23 protein-coding genes are annotated in these 22,617 nt (G+C 27.8%); 6 read left to right on the top strand and 17 right to left on the bottom strand.

Annotated elements, in window-relative coordinates:
* Positions 1-255: 255 nt before the first annotated feature.
* From mfd to ACKU3H_RS06565, 3 genes are all read right to left on the bottom strand, one after another.
* Complete coding sequence (mfd, locus tag ACKU3H_RS06575; RefSeq protein WP_320036182.1) at positions 256-3,243, bottom strand: transcription-repair coupling factor; 2,988 nt, start codon at positions 3,241-3,243, stop codon at positions 256-258.
* On the bottom strand, positions 3,243-3,572 hold the full coding sequence (locus tag ACKU3H_RS06570; RefSeq protein WP_320036181.1) for a hypothetical protein: 330 nt from the start codon (positions 3,570-3,572) through the stop codon (positions 3,243-3,245). The genes mfd and ACKU3H_RS06570 overlap by 1 nt, the downstream gene beginning before the upstream one ends.
* A gap of 276 nt (positions 3,573-3,848) precedes the next feature.
* Positions 3,849-4,484, bottom strand: coding sequence for a Crp/Fnr family transcriptional regulator (locus ACKU3H_RS06565; RefSeq protein ID WP_320036180.1), 636 nt, complete (start codon positions 4,482-4,484; stop codon positions 3,849-3,851).
* Between the two features lie 106 nt (positions 4,485-4,590).
* Between ACKU3H_RS06565 and ACKU3H_RS06560 the strand changes: the two genes are divergently transcribed.
* The 6 genes from ACKU3H_RS06560 (at position 4,591) to ACKU3H_RS06535 (ending at position 10,968) form a co-directional block, all read left to right on the top strand.
* Positions 4,591-5,373: an ABC transporter permease subunit gene (locus ACKU3H_RS06560; RefSeq protein WP_320036179.1), complete on the top strand. Its 783-nt coding sequence runs from the start codon at positions 4,591-4,593 to the stop codon at positions 5,371-5,373.
* Positions 5,361-6,122, top strand: a complete 762-nt coding sequence (locus tag ACKU3H_RS06555; protein WP_320036178.1) for an ATP-binding cassette domain-containing protein — start codon at positions 5,361-5,363, stop codon at positions 6,120-6,122. The genes ACKU3H_RS06560 and ACKU3H_RS06555 overlap by 13 nt, the downstream gene beginning before the upstream one ends.
* Entirely contained in the window at positions 6,122-7,375 is a 1,254-nt protein-coding gene (locus tag ACKU3H_RS06550) for an NnrS family protein (protein ID WP_320036177.1), read from the top strand. The genes ACKU3H_RS06555 and ACKU3H_RS06550 overlap by 1 nt, the downstream gene beginning before the upstream one ends.
* A 95-nt stretch (positions 7,376-7,470) precedes the next feature.
* On the top strand, positions 7,471-8,445 hold the full coding sequence (locus ACKU3H_RS06545) for an ABC transporter substrate-binding protein (RefSeq protein WP_320036176.1): 975 nt from the start codon (positions 7,471-7,473) through the stop codon (positions 8,443-8,445).
* Positions 8,446-8,457: 12 nt separating this feature from the next.
* A complete protein-coding gene (locus ACKU3H_RS06540; protein ID WP_320036175.1) occupies positions 8,458-8,868 on the top strand; it encodes a hypothetical protein in 411 nt (136 codons plus the stop codon).
* 30 nt (positions 8,869-8,898) lie between these two features.
* Entirely contained in the window at positions 8,899-10,968 is a 2,070-nt protein-coding gene (locus tag ACKU3H_RS06535) for a TonB-dependent receptor (RefSeq protein WP_320036174.1), read from the top strand.
* A 26-nt stretch (positions 10,969-10,994) separates the two neighbouring features.
* Here the strand turns inward: ACKU3H_RS06535 and ACKU3H_RS06530 are convergent, their stop codons facing one another.
* The 14 genes from ACKU3H_RS06530 to nadN all read right to left on the bottom strand — a co-directional run bounded on the left by ACKU3H_RS06530 (position 10,995) and on the right by nadN (position 22,588).
* A complete protein-coding gene (locus ACKU3H_RS06530; RefSeq protein WP_320036173.1) occupies positions 10,995-11,270 on the bottom strand; it encodes a c-type cytochrome in 276 nt (91 codons plus the stop codon).
* Positions 11,271-11,572: 302 nt separating this feature from the next.
* Positions 11,573-12,982, bottom strand: coding sequence for a methyl-accepting chemotaxis protein (locus ACKU3H_RS06525; protein WP_320036172.1), 1,410 nt, complete (start codon positions 12,980-12,982; stop codon positions 11,573-11,575).
* Between the two features lie 12 nt (positions 12,983-12,994).
* Positions 12,995-13,339: a nitrous oxide-stimulated promoter family protein gene (locus ACKU3H_RS06520; RefSeq protein ID WP_320036171.1), complete on the bottom strand. Its 345-nt coding sequence runs from the start codon at positions 13,337-13,339 to the stop codon at positions 12,995-12,997.
* Entirely contained in the window at positions 13,336-13,929 is a 594-nt protein-coding gene (locus tag ACKU3H_RS06515) for an FmdE family protein (RefSeq protein WP_320036170.1), read from the bottom strand. Before ACKU3H_RS06515 ends, ACKU3H_RS06520 begins: the two co-directional genes overlap by 4 nt.
* 9 nt (positions 13,930-13,938) lie before the next feature.
* On the bottom strand, positions 13,939-14,358 hold the full coding sequence (locus ACKU3H_RS06510; RefSeq protein ID WP_320036169.1) for a hypothetical protein: 420 nt from the start codon (positions 14,356-14,358) through the stop codon (positions 13,939-13,941).
* 70 nt (positions 14,359-14,428) lie between these two features.
* Positions 14,429-15,016, bottom strand: coding sequence for an HPP family protein (locus ACKU3H_RS06505; RefSeq protein ID WP_320036168.1), 588 nt, complete (start codon positions 15,014-15,016; stop codon positions 14,429-14,431).
* 1 nt (position 15,017) lies between these two features.
* Positions 15,018-15,320 (bottom strand): metal-sulfur cluster assembly factor, encoded by a 303-nt coding sequence (locus tag ACKU3H_RS06500; RefSeq protein ID WP_320036167.1) that lies wholly within the window; start codon positions 15,318-15,320, stop codon positions 15,018-15,020.
* Positions 15,313-16,551, bottom strand: a complete 1,239-nt coding sequence (locus ACKU3H_RS06495) for a hypothetical protein (RefSeq protein ID WP_320036166.1) — start codon at positions 16,549-16,551, stop codon at positions 15,313-15,315. Before ACKU3H_RS06495 ends, ACKU3H_RS06500 begins: the two co-directional genes overlap by 8 nt.
* Before the next feature lie 9 nt (positions 16,552-16,560).
* Entirely contained in the window at positions 16,561-16,884 is a 324-nt protein-coding gene (locus tag ACKU3H_RS06490) for a hypothetical protein (RefSeq protein ID WP_320036165.1), read from the bottom strand.
* Between the two features lie 302 nt (positions 16,885-17,186).
* Entirely contained in the window at positions 17,187-17,891 is a 705-nt protein-coding gene (locus tag ACKU3H_RS06485) for a DUF445 domain-containing protein (RefSeq protein WP_320036164.1), read from the bottom strand.
* 57 nt (positions 17,892-17,948) lie between these two features.
* Entirely contained in the window at positions 17,949-18,374 is a 426-nt protein-coding gene (locus tag ACKU3H_RS06480) for a hypothetical protein (RefSeq protein WP_320036163.1), read from the bottom strand.
* Positions 18,375-18,382: 8 nt separating this feature from the next.
* Positions 18,383-19,828 carry a TonB-dependent receptor domain-containing protein gene (locus tag ACKU3H_RS06475; RefSeq protein WP_320036162.1) on the bottom strand — a complete coding sequence of 482 codons (1,446 nt, stop codon included), beginning with the start codon at positions 19,826-19,828 and terminating at the stop codon, positions 18,383-18,385.
* A gap of 44 nt (positions 19,829-19,872) precedes the next feature.
* Entirely contained in the window at positions 19,873-20,433 is a 561-nt protein-coding gene (locus ACKU3H_RS06470; protein WP_320036161.1) for a TonB-dependent receptor plug domain-containing protein, read from the bottom strand.
* A gap of 346 nt (positions 20,434-20,779) precedes the next feature.
* Entirely contained in the window at positions 20,780-22,588 is a 1,809-nt protein-coding gene (gene nadN, locus ACKU3H_RS06465; RefSeq protein WP_320036160.1) for an NAD nucleotidase, read from the bottom strand.
* Positions 22,589-22,617 lie beyond the last annotated feature (29 nt).

Raw genomic sequence — 22,617 nt, 5'->3', positions numbered from 1 at the left:
TTAAGTAACTTTTCATTTGCTACATTGAAATTATGACATTAGGTTTTTAACTCATTTTTAATTATATATTAACGGTAACTTAACAAAAATTTTTCAATTTTTTTTGATTTCTTTGAAATGCACACTTTTTCACTACTTTTTTCCATTATAATTTCATCAGTAAGTGAATCTATAAACTTTTAGTTTGTAGACATTTAGTACTTTATACTCCTTGTAAAAGGAAAGAATTTATTCCCTCCCCCCTATTCTTTCCTTTTATTTTCTTAAGTATTTCAATGTTGTATCAATAATATCATCATCATCTTTACTAGGACTTTTTATTGTCTCTTTTGTATCATCACCTTTTGTAAAAGTAACATTCATCTCATATGAGCTAATTGTTTTAATAGATTTTGACAGAGCAAGAATTTTTATCATGATTAATTCTAAGAATTGTTTTGTTGGAGTATCTGGTTTTCCAAATCTATCCTCCATCTCCTCTTCTATTACGTATACTTCCTCTTTATTTTGACATTTTGACAATCTTCTATATAGTTCAAGTCTTACTCTATCTTCAACTATATAATCACTACTAATATAAGCAGAAATAGCTAGTTTGATATCAACAGTTTTAGCTTCCTCTTTAGTATCTCCACTAAGAGTTGCTAATGCATCTTCTAGCATTTTTAAATATAAACCATAACCTATTTGTTTTATATGACCACTTTGAGCTTCACCAATAATATTTCCACCACCTCTGATTTCTAAATCTTGATGGGCTAAAGCTGTACCACTTCCTAAGTATGAGTTTGATTCTAAAGCAACCAATCTTTTTATTGCATCATTTGTAATTTTCTTTTTATCTTCAACTACGTAATAACAGAATCCCTCTTTGTCACTTCTTCCAACTCTTCCTCTTAACTGATGTAAATCAGCAATACCAAATCTATCTGCTCCATCAATGATAATTGAGTTTGCATTTGGAAGATGAAGTCCAGATTCCACAATAGAGGTTGCAAGTAAAATATCAAACTCTTTGTTTTCAAATTTTTCTATTATCTTTTCTGCTTCGGCTGGTTTTATTTGTGAATGGATTATCTCAACTTTGATATTTGGAACAACCTCTTCTATGTCTGCTTTTTTAGCTTCTATTGAAGCGATGTTATTATGAACATAAAAAAGTTGTCCACCTCTTCTTTTTTCCCTTAAGATAATCTCTTTTATAAGTTTGTCACTATACTCTTTAACATAGGTTCTAACTCCTAATCTTTCTTGTGGAGGAGTTAGAAGGGAACTCATACCTTTTAGTTTACTAAGAGCAAGATTTAATGTTCTTGGAATTGGAGTTGCACTCATAGAGAAGATATGAACATCATCCCTTAAAGCTTTTAATTTCTCTTTTTGTTTTACTCCAAATTTATGTTCTTCATCTATTACTACAAGCGCTAAGTTATTTGTTTTTACACTAAGAAGTGAGTGAGTTCCAATTACAAGTTGTAGCTCACCACTTTCTAAATCTTTTTTGATTTGAGATTTCTCTTTTGTAGAACTTTTTCCATCAAGTTTTGCCATCTTGATTCCATAGTCTGCAAATCTTTTTTTAATTCCATGAAAGTGCTGTGAAGCTAAAAGTGTAGTTGGACATACAAAGATTGCTTGGTATCCATCTAAAACTGTTGCAAGTAAAGCATTCATAGCAACTTCTGTTTTACCAAAACCAACATCTCCACTAAGAAGCCTATCCATAACTCTTCCTGAACTTAAATCCTCAAAGATTTCCCTAACACTTCTTGCTTGGTCTTTTGTATATTCAAACCCCGCACTGTTTGCAAAATCAGAAAGTAATTTTTTGTCTGTATTAATTTTTATACCATTTACAAGTTCCCTTGCAGCTGCTATTTTAATAATATCATTTGCAATTGCAAAAAGTTTATCTTTTACTTTCTCTTTAAGTTTTGCAAAACTTCCTTTTCCAAGCTTATCAACTACAGCATAAGAACTACCATCAGTAACATATCTATCAATAGTATCAATATTTTCAACTGGAAGTAAAAGTTTATCATCACCTGCGTAAGTTACAACAACAAAATCCCTTTTTGCTCCCATAACAACTACTGGTTCTATCCCTTGATATTGACCAATACCATGTTTTTCATGAACAACAAAATCTCCATTTTGTAACTCATCAAGAACAAGTTTGATTTTCTTTTTTCTTCTTTTTTTAATCTCTTTATTAAGTGAGATAATAACCTCATCATCACTTACAAGATTTATTATATAAGAATCAAATACATAATTGATATCTTTGTTTGAAAGCTCTAAATCAAAAGATTTTACTTTTGCTTCAGTTGAAGAGATAATAGTTACTTTTTTGTTTTCATGAAAAGTTAAAAACTCTTTTACATTTGCTGGTGCAATCTCTTGATAGTTTTTTGCTCTAAAGATTTGAGGAAGAGTTAAAAACTTGTCTTTGTTTATTCTTTTATCTTCAAAAACATAAACCTCTTCAAGTTCATCTAAAGCCTCTTTTGTAATAAATGAGTTTAATTTTTGAGGTAAATACTCACCTAACTCATCTAAATACCAAAACCCTAAAGAGTGAATATCTTTAATAAAAGCATCAGACTCAACCTTTTCAATCTGTTCATTTATCTCTTCAAGTTTTTGTTCATCTAAGGCTAGAAATGCTGGAGTTATTTTAAAAGACTCAATCTCCTCTTTAAAAGACTTTTGGTCTTCAATATCAAACTTTCTGATACTCTCAACTTCATCATCAAATAAAGAAACCCTATATCCAATTTCACTTCCTAAAGGACAAATATCTATAATATCTCCACGTACAGAAACTTCTGCTTCTGAAGTAACTATATCAACAAAATAATATCCCCAATTAAAAAGTTTAGATTTAAACTCTTCAAGATTTAAAGTATCGGCAAATGAGATTTCAAAAGAATCAAAACAGTTCTCTTTTGGCATAGGAAAAGAGATAGTTCTAACAGGAGAGATTAAAATTTTATTCTCTTTTTTATATGAGTAGTATTCATTTAAAACTTTTGTAATATCTTGAAGTTCAGTTGAAAAAGATAATAAATCATCCCCAAAGTTTGCTCTAAAATCAGCTAATGCAAAAGGTTTAAAACCCAAAAAAGATATAATATCTGAAGCCATTTGAGCTTGAATATCATCATTTACAACAAGAAGTTGACAATCTTTTAATTTTTTTTCATCTTTTAAATTTTTTAAAAATTCGTATATACTGTTCACTATTTAGTTTCTTCCTTTATCTCTGCCTCTTCAAACTCTTTTGTATTTAAATCATAATAATATGGAGGATATGGAAGTTCATTTAAAAGAAATACTAAATTTGCTTTTCCTTTAAATTCTTGTTTTTGTAAAGCAACTTTAAAAACTTCCAAGATAAACGCTTTTGTTGCAAAAAGGGATGTTGTTGATTTTCCTGTGTATACAAATTCTTCATCCTCTACAACTACAAAACCCTCTTTTTTTACATGTTTTTCAAATCTTTGTTTATCTTCTAAACCCTCTACTTCTAATAATACTAATAATTCAATACCATCTTGTTCATCGCTCATTTTTAATCTCCTAATAATTTAGAATTTTTATTTAATATAATCGTATTGTATTTAAATAAGGTTTAATATGGGGTTTAGAAGGCTTATAACAAAATCTACTATCAACTTAAGAATATATTTTTATAACAACTCAAAATAAAAATATATTTATTTTAATTTTTGTACATATTCAAGGAAGATTAAAACAAATTATTGGTTTTAATCAGTTGAACTAGATACTTTAATATGTCTTTATTATTTAAGAAAAAATAACTACATTACTCTTAAATATGTTAATTATTTTAAAATTTCAAAAAAAGAGTAATCTTTTATCATATTATTTTCATCTAAAATATCATCATCTTTTAATTTTTTAATTGTTCTTGATAATGTAGCTGGAGCCATATTTAAATTATTTGCTATTGTAGAATGTTTTTTCTCAATTAAAATATTAGGAGATTCTTTTAATAAAAAGCAAACTCTTTGAGTTGTATCATAAACTAAGTTTCGGTGAATTGTTTGTTCTAGTGTTTTCATCTTTTTTATCAATGCTCCTATAATATGAAATGACAAATTAGAATTTTTTTTTAAAAGAGATATAAAAATATCTTTTTTTAAAATTGCTACTTTACTGTGACTACTCACACTAACAGCAGTAGCAGGAAAAGTTGATTCTTGAAATGTAGCCATTTCTGCAAAAATTGTAGGTTTTGTAAAATTGTGAATAACTATTTCATTTCCCATTGTACCTGTTTTGTATAATTTCAAATTTCCTTGAAGTAAAATATAAAATGCTTTGGCATCTTCTCCTTCATAAAATAATATATTGTTTTTACTAAGAGTTATTATTTTACAAGCATCATTAATTAATTTTATTTCATCTTCATTAAGTAATTTAAAAAAATCTATTTTTTTCAATATATCTATATACATAAAAATATTTTAACTTAAATGAACTTAAGAATTATTGATTTAAGTCAATGATAATTATTATCATTTTTATTAAAATTACAAAATTAATATTCTAAAAGGTTTAAAATTGAAATTTATATTTAAAATTATAAAAGATTTTCCAGCTTATTTATGGAGTGGTTGGGCTTCTATTGCTTCTATATTTATATTTATTGCTTTTTGGGATTTTGGAAATCAATTATATGGTGATTTAATACTGCCTAGTCCAAAAGAAACCTTTTTAACTTTATTTTCTATGCTAGGAGATAAAGATGTTTGGGAAAATATTGTAATAACTGTAAAAAGAGCAATGATTGGTTTTGTTATATCATCTTTGCTTGGTTCATTTTTAGGACTTTTAGCTGGATTATTTGTTACTGCTTCAATGATGAGTAGACCAATTGTAACTATTTTAGTGGGGATGCCTCCAATTGCTTGGATTGTTTTGGCGATGATTTGGTTTGGGATGAGTGATACAACTGTAATATTTACTGTTATTGTTGCCTCTTTCCCTATTGTTTTTATAGGAGCTTTGCAAGGAACTAGAACTTTAGAGGGAAATTTAAATGAGATGGCAGAAAGTTTTAAAGCTCCTTTTCTTATGAAACTTACTGACTTATATTTTCCACATATTTTTTCATATATATTTCCTGCTTGGATTAGTGCTTTAGGTATGGCTTGGAAAATTGTAGTTATGGCTGAACTATTATCTGCAAATGATGGTATTGGAGCATCTCTTGCAATTGCTAGAAGCCATTTAGATACTCCTACAGCTTTAGCTTTGGTTGTAATAATGATTGGCTCACTTTTATTAATCGAATATCTAATTTTAGAGCCAATTAAAAGGGAGGTTGAATTATGGAGAGAATAAAAAATCAAAAAGAAGAATTAATTGTTCAAAATGTTGACCACTCATTTGGTTTTGAAGATATTTTAAAAGATATTAACTTTACTTTGGAAAAAGGTAAAGTTTTATCAATAGTAGGACCTAGTGGTGGTGGGAAAACAACTTTACTTCATCTTTGTGCCCACTTACTTGATTTAGAAGAGGGAAAAATAAAAAACTCTTTCGATAGCTCATCTTACGCTTTTCAAGAGCCAAGACTGCTTCCATGGAAAAATGTTATAGATAATATTGCCTTTGGTTTAAAAGCAAAAGGGATAAAAAAAGAAGAGAGAATAAAACGTTCAAAAAAGATAGCTTTACAATTTGGTTTAGAAGAGGAAGATTTTGAAAAGTTCCCAAAAGATTTAAGTGGAGGTATGAAACAAAGGGTTTCCTTCGCTAGAGCAATGGTTACAAACCCCTCTTTACTTTTTTTAGATGAACCTTTTTCTGCCCTTGATATTGGATTAAAAAAAGAGTTGCAAACACTTTTAATAAAAGTAATCGAAGAAAAAAATCTAAGTGTTTTATTTATAACACACGATTTAATGGAAGCAATTAAATTGAGCGATGAGATTTTAGTTTTAAAAGCAGAACCTGTAGGACATATTGTTGAAACCTTTAAATATGATTTACAAAAATCTTTAAGGGATGATGAATTTGTTTACCAAGAAACTGCCAAGTTATTATCTAATAAAACTATTATAAATACCTTTGAACTGGAGTTAAAATAATGGAAAACTTTGATAAACAAAAATTAGAAAATCTAAATGCCACTAAACATTATTCTTCATATCCAAAAGGAGAATTTCCACCATTTTTGGCATATGGTTTTAGACCTATATTTTTACTTTTGGCACCGTATATCATAATCTCAATTATTTTATGGTCTTTTACTTTTGCTGGTTATATTAACTTGTCATTTATACAAGATCCATTAACTTGGCATATGTATGAGATGCTTTTTGGTGTTGGAATTGCTGGATTTATAGCCTTCTTCCTAACGGGTGCTCCAGAGCTTTTCCCAGGAACCATTCCTGTTGTTGGAAAACATTTAGCAGCCCTTGTTATTTGTTGGGCTTTAGGAAGAATTGGTTTTTGGTTTATGGATTTTGTTGGTATTTATACAGTTGCCATTTTAAACATAGCTTCAATTATTTGGATAGTAGCAATTATTTTTAAACCTGTTGTTTTAGATCCAAGAAAAAGACATTTATCTTTAGCTATAAATGTCTTGGTAATCCTAGCCTTACAAATTTGGTTTTTTGCTTCACTTTTAGGTTTTAGTGAAAGCTCTTCAAATGCTATTATAATAGCAAGCCTTGGGGCATTTATAGTTTTAATTATTTTGGCTTTGCGAAGAATAAATATGGAGGCAATAAATGAATTGTTAGAAGATGAGGGGATTGATGAAACTTTTTTCTCAAGGGCTCCAAGATATAATCTTGCTGTATTTTGTATCTCTTTATATACCTTTGTGGAGTTTTTTTATCCAGCTAATTCTGTTTTAGCTTATTTAGCAATTGCAAGTGCTGCTTCTGTTTTAGCTATTATCAATGATTTTATTTTAAAAGACCATAATATTTTACTAAAACCATTTGTAATGTATATGATTTCTGTTTTAATTTTAACTAGTATTGCCTATGCAGCTTTGGGATATGATTATTTAAATGAGGAACTTTATGCACTAAATCATTTTAGACACTTTTTAACTACTGGTGTTTATGGCTTAGTTTTTTATCTAGTTATGATGATAATCTCAACCATTCACACAGGAAGACATCTATTTACAAATATTTATACTAGCATTGGGGTAATACTAATTATTGTAGCAACTTTTACAAGGGCTTTAATTCCATTTTATGAAGAATTTTTGATGCAAGCATATATTATCTCTTCAATCCTTTGGGCAATACCTTTTATAATTTACATAAAAATATGTTTTCCATATCTTTTAAATAAAAGAGCAGATGGAATACCAGGTTAATTAGGAGTTCGTTCTCCTAAAAGGTTTTAAATAGAGGATTATTTTTCTCTATTTATTTAATGAGAATAATTATAATATCAATATAAGGGAAATACATGAAAAATATATTCGCAATTTTTTGTCTGTTTTTAGCAGTTTTTTTAAATGCAAATGAGACAAAAGAAAAACTAGTTGTTGCAGGGCCTTTTGCTTCTGTATCACATCCAATTATGCATATGATAAAAGAAGATGCACTTAAAGACATTGGGGTTCAAATAGAGTTTAAACTTTGGAAAAATCCAGATGAATTAAGAGCTTTAGTTTTAAATAGTGATGTTAAATTTATAGCAACACCTACAAATGTAGCAGCAAATTTATTCAACAAAGGTGTTGATATAAAGATCCTAAATGTTTCTATTTGGGGAATATTAGGAATGGTATCAAGAAATCCAAACCTAAAAACCCTTGCAGATTTTAAAGGAAAAGAAATAGCAGTTCCTTTTAGAGAAGACATGCCTGATATTGTATTTAAAGAGCTTATCAAAAAAAGTGGTCTTGATCCTAAAAAAGATTTTAAACTAATCTATTCAAGCAATCCAATTGATACTATGCAATCACTTATTTTAAGACAGGTTGACCATGCACTTTTAGCAGAACCTGCTATTTCAATGGCATTAAGAAAAACAGGTTCTTTTCCTTTGAAACTAATTGCACCTGATTTATATAGAAGTGTTGATTTACAAAAAGAGTGGGGAAGATTATTTAAAACAGAAGCAAAAATTCCACAAGCGGGGATGTCTTTTTTAGGTGAGACTAAAGGTAAAGAAGAGTTAATCAAAAGATTTATGGAAGAGTATGACAAGTCTTTACTTTGGTATAAAAACAACCCCAAAGAAGCTGCAAAACTTGTTGTCAAAACACTACCAATGTTAAAAGAGGATGGTTTAGCTGATTCAATTGCTCACGTGAATTTACAATCAATTAGTGCAAAAGATTCACAAAAAGATTTGGAGTTTTTCTTTGAAATCTTAAAACAAAGCAATTCAAAACTAATAGGGGGAAAATTACCAGAAACAAGTATCTATTTCTAAAAAGGTTAAAAAATGAGTTTATTTATAGTTTCAAAAATAATACATATTTTAAGTGCAATATTTTTTATGAGTGTTGTAAGTTTTAGAACATTTATAATGCCCGCAATAAAAAAGATGTATGGAAATGAGATTTATTTAAAATCTGAAAAAGCAGTAGGCTTTAGAGCTAGAAAAATTATCATTATAAACAATCTATTTTTAATAGGAAGTGGGTTGTATTTGTTTAGTTTTCATATTCAAAGTATGACTTTACTTTTTCATTTTAAAATAGCAGTAGGTCTATTATTGGCATTATCTTTTTATATTGTTCCTTTGATAATGAAGAGGTTTAACCATATATCTTGGTTTTCAACTTTTTTTCATCATCTTTATTTCATATTGATGATTACAACAGTGATTTTATCACAAATTATGTTCACATAAAAATTTAATTTAAACAAAAGGAAACACAAAATGAACAAAAAAATTTTAATCTCACTTGCAACAAGTGCAGTATTAATAAGTAGTATTTATGCAGATACAACTTCTTTAGGAGAAATAACTGTAACAACAGCTACAAAGACTGAAAAAAGTATTGATGGTGTTACAGCTTCAGTAGTAGTTGTAACACAAGAAGAGATAGAAAAAACTGGTGCTTCAACACTAGATAAAATATTAGAAAAAATTCCATCTATAAATGCACAATATGCAAGATTTCCCCACCCAAGTTCTAAATCAAAAGCATCAATCTCACTAAGAGGTGTTGGTGCAAATGGTACATTAATCTTAATTGATGGGAAAAGATTAAGTGGAGAAACTGAAAGTCCCTATGAGATGACTAGAATCACAGCTTCAATGATAGAAAGAATTGAGATAGTTAAAGGTTCTATGTCAACACTTTATGGTTCTGATGCCATTGGCGGAGTTATAAATATAATCACTAAAAAAATAGATAAGAATGAAACCACTATTGATATAAAATATGGATCAAACGGTGATGGAGAAGCAAAAAATAAGAATGTAAACTTTATAACAAGGGCAAAAGTTGGGACTTTTAAATATAAAATCTATGGAAATATTAATGATACAACACCTTATAGTATTTCTAAATCATATTCCCAAGTTGCTACAAATCCTAGTACAGGTTCAGCTATTACAACAGATGCTCAACATGGAGTTACTGGAGTTTCAAATGTTACATATAGAGATGAAAGTACTACAAAGACTATAGGAACAAGATTTGAAAATGATTTTTCTGATAATTTAAAAGTAGGAATTGATGTAAATTATTTTAAAGAAAATAGAGAAGGTGAATATATTGGTACTGCTAAATATATAAATTCAGGAACACCTATTTTAGTAAAGAATACTCCTGTAAGCTCAGAAGATAAAAACTCAAGATTAGATGTATCTTTAGACTTAGAATATTTTATTACTGAGAAATTATCACTTGACACTAATATTTATAGATCTTATTATAAAAAAAGAAACTATACAAACCCTATAAATTTTACAGGCCCAACAAATACAAAATTTAGTGCAAATGTAACAATTGACGGTATTGAATCAAATTTAAAATATGAATTAAATGATTTAAACTTTATTACAAGTGGAATAGAGTATAGAAAAGAAAAAAGAGAATCTAGTGCTATTAATCCTGATCCATCTTCAAGTGAATTCATTACAAAAGTTGTAAAATATAAAGCTTTATTTATCCAAGATGAAATAGTATTAAATGATACTTTAAATGCAACGATTGGTGCTAGATATGATAATATATCAAATGCAGATAATAAAACTACATTCCAAGCAGGACTTGTACAAAAACTTGGAGAGAATACCAGTTTAAGAGCAAACTATGCACAAGGGTATAGAGCACCAGATATTGCTGAGCTTTATGTTGTTTCCCCCTCTTATAAAGATGGAAAAAGATTTGGTGCAGAAGTTATTTACGGTCCAAAAACAACTGCATATGATTTAAAACCAGAAGAATCTCAAACTTTTGAATTATCATTATCAAATAAATATAATGATTTATCATCTCAATTAACACTATTTAATACTACAGTTAAAGATAAAATTGAATTAGTATCTTATAATGATGGTACAGCAGCTAAATATTATACTTCTGAAAACCTAGATGAAGTAGTTATAAAAGGTATTGAAGCTTCATTTAGTTATATATTTAATGATAGTTTTGACCTTTCTTTAGATGCAACATATTTAAAAACAAAAGATAAATCAACTGGAAATGAATTAATGTATACACCTAATATTTCTGCTAGTATAGGAGCAAACTATCAGATTACTAAAGAATTTTCATCAAATCTAAATTTTAGATATATTGGTAAACAATTTACAAACTCAACTAATACAACAAAAGCAAATAATTATAATTTAGTCGATTTAGGTGCTAGATATAACATAAATAAGCATCTCCAATTTTATGCAGGAATAGATAATATTTTTGATAAAAAGATTGAAGAAGAACTAGGAACTAATGTAGGTAGATACTTTTATACTGGAATTAGAGTTAGCTTCTAATAAAATCCCTTCGAAAAGAAGGGATTTTATTTACCGATTTGATTTGCAATTGCTTCAATATCAGTATCAGATAAAGATGCAACTTGACCTTTCATAAGACCTTTCATTGCTCCACCATAAGAACCATCTTTATAACCATTTAATGCAGATACAATCTCTGCTTTCGTCATATCTTTAATGATTTTTGATTTACCTAAAGCAACTTTCTCACCATTTGCACCATGACATGCAACACATTTTGCGTATGGATTAGCAAATGCAGCACACGCGACTATTGAAGTAAAAAGTAATATTTTCTTCATTCTCTTCTCCTTATATTTTGTCTAATGACATTATAAAAGAATACTAAATAAGTAAACTTTTGTGCTTGATTAAAATCAATTATTGAATTAAAATATATTAATAGTAACTTAATTTAATTAATTATATTTTAATCTTAAAATGAATTATAATATAGGTGCAGTCTCTTTTGAGTCGCTATGTATTTTTTTTAATTTATATAAATTCTTTGACTATATTTTAGTATCTCCATCATCAAACATAGTGATATAATAATCTCTTAAAATTATTCACTTCTTTTTCATAAAAATTTATAACCATCTTTTTATTTACACTTTTCACACTTAATAGAATCTTTACCTTCAAATTCCTTTTCATTTGCCTTTTCAACAATAGTATCAGCAATATCAAATGTCTTGACAGCTATATTATTTGCTTCTATTGAGACTTCATTATTAGATTTGATTTGCTGCTCTAAGATAGATACAGCTTCATTAATTTTCACAACCCCTATTCTCTGTTCTTCTGAAATATTTGCTACATTTTCTATAATTTCAATTGTTTTATTAATATCAGTATTCAAATTAGAATATCCTTCTATCATATTGTTTGCAATTATTTTTCCTTCATTAGCCTTTTGATTAGCTAACTCCACTAAATCTTTTATTTTTTTTGCTGCTTCGGTAGATTTATTTGCTAAATTTCTTACCTCTTGTGCAACAACAGCAAACCCTTTTCCAGCTTCTCCTGCAGTTGCTGCCTCAACAGCAGCATTAAGTGATAGTATATTAGTTTGAAATGCAATTTGATCAATGATAGAAATTGATTCATTTATTGCTTTTACTTGAGTATTAATTTCATCCATTGCAATATTTGTTTTATTTGCTAGTTTTTCTCCATCATTTGATGATTTAACAACTGTGTTAGCTAATTTTGACATAGAAATTGTTTGTTCTGATATCTCAGATACATTTATTGTAACTTTTTCTAAAACAGATGTAGTATTTGTTAAACTGTTAACAGATTCAATTGATGATAAATTTAATTTATCTACATTAGTCAATAAAGCTTTTGATGAAGATTGCAAGCTTACACCAGTAGATTTATTCTCTAATAACATCTGAGTTATTGCTTCTTTTAACTTATTTACAGCACTTACTAAAATATTTAATTCACTGTCAGGATTTATCTCGTTTAGTGCTAAATTATTTCTATAGTCATAATTAGTATATTCTTCTAATACCGTGTTCATTATAGAATAATTTCTTTTTGTATCTTCAATCATATCATTAACTGTTTTCTTAAATTCTTCAATTGCAATATTTGAAGTCTTTGAAACAATTGTATTTGAATAAGTTCCTTTTTTTACTTTTTGCATTACTTCTTTAGCCTCTTCTATTAAGGCATGTTCTTCTTTTTCTTTTTCTATCAATATTTTTTCACGTTCTTCTATAATATTTTTTATTTCAGAATATTCACTAGACATTGAAGTATTTATCTTAAAAGCTACATCTTTTTTATCCATATTTTTTAAAAATTTTATTAGTTCTTTTGATAAGTTATTACCATTTTTTCTTTCATCTAATTCATGAAATATAAGTGCTATAGCAATTACAATTTGAACCATTTGAGCAAAATATTCTTCTGTGAAAAATATTGCATTTATTGGTAAAAGTATTATTCCTGTTAGATGAATAAGCGTCATTCTTAAATATAATGACTTATAATTAATCATTTAATTTCCTTTCTAAAATTTAATTTTTAATTTTTTCTTAATATTTATTAATCCTAATCTCAATCCACTGTATCTCATAATTTTTGCTAAACTTTTCCATTTAGTTTTTTCATAACAAGGATTAGGACACTGCCTGCATTTAGGCTTTATTTCATGAGGACACCCTTTAAGTCTATCAAACGAATAAGATATAGTGTTGTGACAATCTTCACAAAGAATAATTTTCTTTTCTATTGAAAATTCTTTATACTCTAGATTATAAATTTTTGCATATCTATTTTCATGTTTATCTTCACAAAATTTTACAAAGAATTTTTCTAATGTTAAAATCTCTTTTTGAAATTTTTCTTCAGTCATAATATTTTTATCACTTTATCTATGTTTCCAAATATATTTTGTACCCTTTCTTGCCATAATTTTCCAAACTCTATTTTTTCCTCTTCAGAAGCTTGGTTTTGCATCATTTTTTGCATCAAAATATTTATTTTAGGATTAACTGAAATAACATTTGGATTATATACCACTTCAACAGATTCTTTTGTATCAACTCTTTGAAATTTTGCATTTGTTGTTATACTATCATTGAATTTCATCAAGTCAAATCTTTTAAACTTTCCATTTAAACCTTTAAATCCAAAACTTTCTGTTGCACCTGTAATTTGAGTGATTACATTTGCTATAACCCCTGCTGTTCCTTCACTTGAGTTCTCTTTAAAGCTTACAAAAATCTCTCCCCTTTTAGGAATTTCATTTTTATATAACTCTTTTAATGCAGAAAGAGTCATAATATAAGCTCCTGCAACAGTTGGGCATGAGTGACCGGCAGCTTTTACTATATCTAAGTAACTAAACTCGACTAAGCCATCCTCAATAGAACCTAAAAAAGATGATAAATCATCTTGTAGTTTTATTGTTTCAATTGTGTTAAAAAATTCTGGGTATTTCATTATAATTCCTTAAAAATGATACATAGCTTGTGATAAAAAAACTATACAAACAACTAATAAAAAAGGTAGCCTATGACTTTTAAATACAAGAGGTTGAATTCCAAAAAATACTTGAAGAATTCCTCTTAAACCTAACCAAATCCCTAATACTGCCTTTATTGATAATAGAATTTGGAAATTTGAGAATCCATTTTCTCCAACAATTCCAAAGCTATTATGAAATAAAAACAAGCCACTTACTACGGCTACAACTAAAGCTTTAGGAACCAATACTCTTGTAAAATCTTTAAAGTATGCTCTAACCTCTGCATATTTCTCTTTTGATAATGTTTTTTGCATTCTCATTAGAATAAGATTGTCTGTGAATAAAAAACCACCGTAGATTAATACAGAAAATATATGCAAAAGTTTTATAATTAAATATGTCAAATGTATTCCTTTTTTTATTTGGAAGTATAATTATTTTGATATCAATTATCATTGATTTAAATCAATAACTTTAAAACATATCATCATCTTTTGATTCTTTTTTAGGATTAATTATAAATTTATTAAATTTTATACCATCAGGATAATGTCTATGTTTTGGGATATTATTAACTAATAACGCAATAAAAAATAAAATGAAAGCTCCAGTTGAGACAGGGTATAAAACATAAATAAATCCAAGACTATGAATATGTTCACTACCTAGAACTGCAATTAAGGCAGTAGCTCCTCCAGGAGGATGAAGAGTAAGAGTTAGTTGCATAACTAAAATAGATGTTGCAACAGCAAAAGCTGAACAAAAAAGAATATTTCCTGAAAAAAGTTTATAAGAAACAACTCCAACTAATGCAGATAATATATGCCCACCTATAAGGTTTCGTGGCTGTGCTAAAGGGGAATGAATAGCCCCATAAACTAACACAGCACTAGCACCAAAAGAGCCTATAACCAACCCTAAATCTTCATCACCTAATACACCCCTATGAAATAAAGTGATACACATAATGCCAAGGAAAGAACCTATCCAAGACCAAATTATATGTGAACGTTCAAGGGGTTCTGTATTTACTTTTTTAAATTGTTTAAAAAACTTCTTCAAACTAACCTGCCAATTTTGCTTTCACTTCATCTGTTGCCATAGTAATATTCCATACAGGCTCCCAAACTAAATCAACTTTTGCCAACTCAACTTTTGCTAACTCTCTTAATACGGCTTCTTCAACCCATTGAACAATCATTTGGTGCAAAGGGCACGATTTTGTACTTAGAGTCATAGTAACTGTAACTGCCATATTTTCATCACAAATGGCATCATAAATTAATCCCATTTCTACAAGATTAAAACCAACTTCAGGGTCATTTACAGTTGATACTGCTTTAAAAATTTCTTCTTTACTATACATCTTCTTTAAACCTTATCATATATAAAATATCGTTTAACAAAAAAATTGCACCTACACTTAAAAAACTAACTCCACTTTTATAAATACTCTCATCTATAGTCAAAATTCCTATTGCAACTGTTACAACCCCTAGTGAAGAAAACATAAACTGCATATTTGCACTTCTTATAGGAAGCATATCTGCTAACATTGGAACTTTTCTTTTACCTACATAGGGTGAAAACCTCTCATACCACACTAAAAAAGGGATGATTTTATAGAGATGTCCTGTTATAATAAATGTTATAAAACCAAAAATTCCAAGCCAAGAAAGGCTTAATAATAGGTTATCATTTGGGTAAAACATATAAACAATCCCCATTATAATTGAGAAGAACAAACAAATATAAGAAAACATCATGCTTTTAAAATATATATCTTTTTCTAATCGTACTCTTGTTTTATAGATTATAAATATTTGTAAAAAATATAAAACAAAAGCTAGAAAAGTAAGTAGATATCCAGAATACTCAAAAAAAACGATATTTGTAAAACTTGATAAAACTACCAATAAAATCCCAACAGTTAATATAAGCAATGCGGTTTTTACATATATCCAAGAAAAACTATGGCTAAGCCAAAACATTGGTAATAAAACTAAAGACATACCCATAATAGTAATACAAACAAAACCTATTAAAACCAAATATACATGTGCTTTTAATATTTGATATACTTGAATATCAACAGCACCACTGTAACCCAAAGCAAGAACAATTCCTACAATTAGACCAAAAAACAAAAATATATTTGCTACTAAAACACTTGTTATTACAAAATTAAATTTTTTAACCTTTTTTATTGTTAAAAACGTTTCTAATAAAAATACAAAAAATGCTATAAAAGCAATCACTCCACCATAGGGTAATACTGTAGGATAATAAAACCCAAAAGCCATCAATAAAGTTCCTACAAATAAGAGTGGATATATTATGTAATACAAATCAACTGCAAAATGCCCAACTTCTAGTACTACAGGAACCAACTGAGCCATTGCACCAAAAATAATCATCATCACAAAGCCCAATAAAAACAGATGTACCCAAGACAAAGTAATATTATTTAAACTATGAGCACTTGATATATCTATATCAAATAATAAAAATGTGCTAATAGTTAATATTAATACTCCAATTATAAAATATGGAGCAATCAACTTAAAAGGTGGTGCAAACTGTTGTGAAATATTCATGATTTTTATCTACCCTTGACAACAATTTTGTGAAAAATCAGTTGCACCTGAAGCTTCACTCTTTTTAGAAAAGATAACTTTTACTTTTCCATCCTCTGTTTGTTCCTCTTTAAAATCAAAATCTTGTTCAATTTTAGGAAACAAACCAGCAGGAGACTTATGGTTTATCATAACAAGCTGTGAATTTTCATCTATTAATTGTAATCCAGCCATTACATTTATCATAGGATCTGGTGGAGCACACATACTTGTATCAAACTGATATACAGTTAAACCATTTTGAATCTCTTTATAAAAATCTACCGTAGAGCCTAAAACTTCAATTTTTTCCATAGGAAAACTCCTTTTATTTTTTGTAAATATATCAATATTGAGAATTTATATCATTGATTTGAGTCAATAAAGCAATAGTAAATTTACTATAAAACAAAAGAAAAGCTTTTAGGAAAACATATTGTTTAATTTATTTAAAAAAAAGAATGGAAAAAAGAAAAAAATTAATTTATGTGTGTAAGCATTGTAAACTCACTTGCAAAACATGTGATACTATATATTGCTTCGCATGTTATACAAATGATAAAAATCCATGTCCAAGATATGGAAAAAGAAATTGTGATAAGTAAGACTAATTAAGTTTAAACCAATGTTGAAACAAATCCAATAAGTCCACCAAAAACTGCGCCCCAAATAACTAACCAACCTAAATACTCTTTGATAATATTTTGAACCATCTCTTTTACCATTTTTGGTGTTAGTTCATTTAATCTATTATTTACTACTAATGAAATTTTTTCGTGTATATCTTCATTTAAATCTTCTGATTTTAAAGTCTCATTTAAAATTTTTTGAAAAGAATCACTGTTTGAAATATCAATAATAGATTTTTTAAGTTTTTCTACAAAGGGTTCTTTTAAAGGTTCAAGAGCAGCTTCTCCACCAAACATCCCTAACATTCCACCAAAACTTGATTGCATCACTGCTTCTTTTAAAGAATCATATGCAGGAGTAAAATCTGTTTTATTTAAAACCTTTTCAAAATCAATAGTTTTTTTAACACTACTAAACTCAACTTCATAAAATTTTTTTAGATTTTCTTTTGAAAAAAATTGGTTCATTATAAGATTGTGTATTGAATCTTTAAAAGCTTCAAACTTTTTTTCAATAATTCCAGAACCATAAAGAAAAGGAACTTTTTCAAAAAGCATATGGATAGCTAAAGTATTTGTAATAGCACCACTAAATGCAAATAATCCAATAGCATAAACCAAATCATTATCATTTGCATAACCAAAAGCTAAAATTAATATTGTAATAATATTTGTAATATCAGACTTATTCATGGTGATAAAACCCCTTTTTAAATAAAAAAGGATTTTATCATAAGTTAAGTAATTAATCTATTTAGAAAGTTGAATAATTTTTTTCCACTGTTCAACTGTAAGTATTTTTTTAAAAGCATTTAAAGCTTCAATTTTTATATCTATTGCTTCTCTTTTTAATTTTGCAATCTCATCTAAATCTTTTTTTAACTCTAAAGGTGTTGCACCTTTTAAAACCTTTCTTTGCACTTTTTTTTCTATTGGAAAAGCTTTTCTAATCAGATTTTGAAACTTTGGAGGATAAACTTGTTTTACCTCTTTTGAAAATCGTTGCATTTGTTCAGCACTTATATTTAATTCTTTGCTATTGTTTTTAATCACTTTTCCTATATGTGGAAGAAGTATCAACTCATTTATTTTAAACTTATTAGACTTATTTACTTCCTTTGCATTTAAACTAAGTGCAAAAAACACTAAACTAATTATTACTAAAATTCTTTTCATTTTTTCTCCTAAAATTTATATTTAATACCAGCATAAATACTTGATTGAGGTATATATCCTAGGTATTCATTCATTTGTTTACTAAAAACGTTATCAACTCCTACAAAAAAATCTGTATTTTCGACTATATCTGTTATATTTGCTTTTAAATTTGTTATTGTATATCCACCTAATTTTTCGTACTCATCACTGTATTGTGAACCTGTATATTTAGTTATTGATTTTAACTCTACATTATCAGTTGGATAATAACTTAATGCAAAACCTGCAGTTTTTTCTGGAATTTCAATAAGACTTATATTTTCTGTTTTATTTTTTCCATCAGTATAATTGAAATTTAGTTTTATAAAAAACTTTTCAATCAATGAAAAAGAGACTGATGATTCTAAACCTTTTATTTCACTATCACTAATATTCTCAAATGTACTATAGTCACCATAAGAAACCTCAGATATCCTATCATCTACATCTGTTTTATAAGCAGTAAGTTCAAAATCAAAAATATTATAATTTCCAATAAGTCCTAACTCAAAGGTTTTACTTTTTTCAGATTTTAATTCATTTGAAACTTTGCCATAAGTTGTATCAACAACTGATGCACCTAGTTTTCTTTTCCCAGTAGGAGTTGTTTGGTCAACATATAATTCTCTATCATCAGGACTTCTAAATCCTTCTGAATAATTCCCACGAATAGATAAATTATCATTTATTTTATATATTGTTCCAAAACTTAAAGATATTTCATTTTCATCTATTGATGTTTTATCATATCTTGCCCCATAAATAAACTTTAAATCTTCTAAAAAACTATACTCATGCTGTGCAAAATATGAAGTGTATGTTCTATTATTTACAGTGAACGCAGTTGAATCTGTATCATTGATTCTATGTTCTGCTCCAAGTATATATCTATTATTTTTATTTAAAGTATGGGTAAACAATATATCATTGTTTAAATATTTTAAAACAGATTGATTTACACTAAAAGCAGAATTTGCTATTGAGGTGTAACCTAATTGATTATACAAAGGGGTATATGTTTTTCTATCTTTTTCATATTTTGAATAAGATATATTGTATTTTAGATTCATTTCATTTGAAATATTATAATCTAAAGATGCAGCTAAATTTAACCTTTCATTATCATTATATTGTTTAGCTGGAACATTTTTAGCCATTATATTTGTATTCTTAGGAGTTAAGTAAGCTGTTGGATAACTATCACTAACATAACTATTTTCTTTTGATTCATCTAAATGAGAAAATTCAAATGATAATTCTAATTCATCATTTATATCATAAGATACACTACCTCCTATATTTTTAAGCTCTAAATCAGATGTATAATCATTGTCAATAATATAATTGTCGTTTAAACTGTTAGACATTGCATTATATGCACCTCTTCCAGGTAGAGTATTATCTGATGGTGATTTTGCAATACCTGAATGCATCAATTTTATATTTGCTAATTTATTCTGAGAATACCCCTTTTTATTTAAATAATTTGAATAAAAATAAAAGATGTATTTCCTATTTTATTTGACACAAAAAAATCTGTAGCCTTTTTTTGTTCAGAACCTAATACTTGAATACTACCAGATAAATTATCAGAAGATTTTTTTGTTATAATATTAACTACTCCACCCATAGCATCACTACCATACAGTAAACTTGAAGTACCTTTTAATATCTCTATTCGTTTAACCATATCTACAGATATTCTTTCAAGTTCAAAGATTTTAGAAAACTCTCCATTTACTCGTTTTCCATTGACAAGAATAAGTGTATCTGAATGATTCATTCCTCTTATACTAAAACTATTTCCAGAAGGAGACAAATATATTCCAGCAACGGAGGATAAAACCTCTGATATATTTGACGCACCACTATTTTCTATATCTATATCTTCAATTACTTGTACCGTTGAAGTTAAACTTTTTATACTATTTTCAGTCTTTGTAGCTGTTATTACTAATTCTTCCAATCGCTCTACATTCTGAGCATGCAACAAAACACAACCACTTAGACCTAAAAAAACAATTTTTTTTAAAACCATCATTTCTCCTATTATGATTATTATTATCATTATAATAATACATGATAGTTAAATTTATACTTAATATAACTAATATTTATAATATTTTCATAATCTTGGATTATATATATGAGAATAATGATTAAATTTTCAGTTGTCTTAAATAAGAGAAATAGCTTTATATTTTATTTTTTTGAGTTAAATATCAATCAATTTATATATCTACACCATTGTTAATTGTATAACCAAAGCTAAAATCTATATGTAATAATATTTGTAATATCAGACTTATTCATGGTGATAAAACCCCTTTTTAAATTAAAAAGGATTTTATCATAAGTAAAGAAATCAATCTATTTAAAGACTATTATTCAAGCCCAACAAAACTTTTTATTGGATGATCTTCTGAAGGTAATTTTGTTAAGGTTTGATTATTTGCAGTTAAAGTTTCCATATACTTAACAAAACTCATTGCATAATCTAAATATGTATCAACTCCCAATCCTCTTTCATCTTGAACAGTTTTAAAAGTTAGATATCCATCTTTTCCACCTGCTGTATATGAGTTTGTAACAATTGTATACATAGTAGTGTTGCTAATTTCTGACCAAACTCCTGTTTGTCTATTTTTAATCTCTAAATTTGAAATTCTATTATTTGCACTTGCAGTTAAATCAACATCATATCTTAAACCATAAGAATATGGGAATGAACCAGTTGAACCTTCTGGATCAATCGTATTTGTTATTGCATCTTCTAATACTTGTTTTATTTCATCACCATACATTTGTAATTCAAATAATGTATTTGAAAAAGGTAATAAAGTATATGCGTCTCCCATAGTAATTTCACCTGCTTCTATCGCAACTCTAACACCACCTGCATTTTGAATACAAGCATCAGCTAAATTACTTAAATCATAAAATGATTTAGCAACAATAGGTGCAATATCACTTCCTAAAGGTAAGGCAGCAACACCGTCTCTAGCATCTCCAGGTATTCTATTGTGTCCTAACCTTTCACTAGCAGTTCCTATTACAACTGCTTTTTTAGCATCTACTTTATCTGAATATGTTTTTACTACACTTAACGTGTAATCATCTTCTGTCGTAATTTCTATATTCTTATTTGAAGCAATTGTATCTAAAATTGATGCTCTTACACTATCATTTACAACTTGATCATCACCATTTGCATCCTCTTGTGTAAACTCATTTCCTACTAAAAGTAAAGGGTTTCCTCCACAAGATATTACATCTCCTGATTTATTAAATCGAACATCTACGTTTCCAAGAATGTGTCCATATTCCCAAGCATGTGCTATACAAACTTTTTTACCATCTTTTGATTGTTCAACAGTTGGATAAGTACTTACACTACTTTCTAAGCCTAAAGATGAGAAATCACCTTGTAATGTATGTGAGTCACCACCAATTATTACATCAACTCCATTTAAAGCTTTTGCCATTGTTAAATCACTTGAGTATCCTTGATGGGTTAATAGTACTATTTTATTAACCCCTAAATCAGTTAACTCATTTATATAATTTTGTGCAGTTTCTAATTCATCTAAGAAGATTATCTCATCACTAGGATTTGATGAATTTTTAGTTTTCCCAACAATATCTATACCTATAATTCCTACTTTTTCACCTGCAATCTCTTTAATTACATAAGGAGTCCAATAACCTTCTAAAATATTACCTGATTGAGGTACAACATTTGCAGATATTACAGGGATTGTATCATTTAACATATCTAAAAATGATTTTAATCCTTCATCACCATCATCAAACTCATGATTCCCTAAAGAATATGCATCCCAAGAGATTAAATTCATCATAGCTGCATCAGCTTCACCTTTAAATAATGAATAAAAAAGTGTACCTTGAAAAACATCTCCAGCATTTAGTGTTAAAGAGTTAGGTTTTGTTTTTTTAAGCTCATTTAGTTTTGTTACATATCTTGCATATCCACCAACAGGTACATTTGTTTCAACACCATCAAACTCTAATGTCATTGATTCACTTTCAATGTGTGAATGGGTATCATCTACATGAAAAATTGATAGATTAAAACTATCCTCAGTAGTATTAAAAGAACTACTATCTCCACAACCTACAAATATGCTTCCTACTAAAAATAGTGAAGCTATACTCAAATAAAACTTTTTCATAAATATCACTCCTAATAAAAATAAGGCAA

Source organism: Halarcobacter sp., from assembly GCF_963675975.1.
Lineage (GTDB): Bacteria > Campylobacterota > Campylobacteria > Campylobacterales > Arcobacteraceae > Halarcobacter.
Note: the sequence above shows the minus strand (reverse complement) of the source record. Positions and strands in the feature narration are given on the sequence as shown.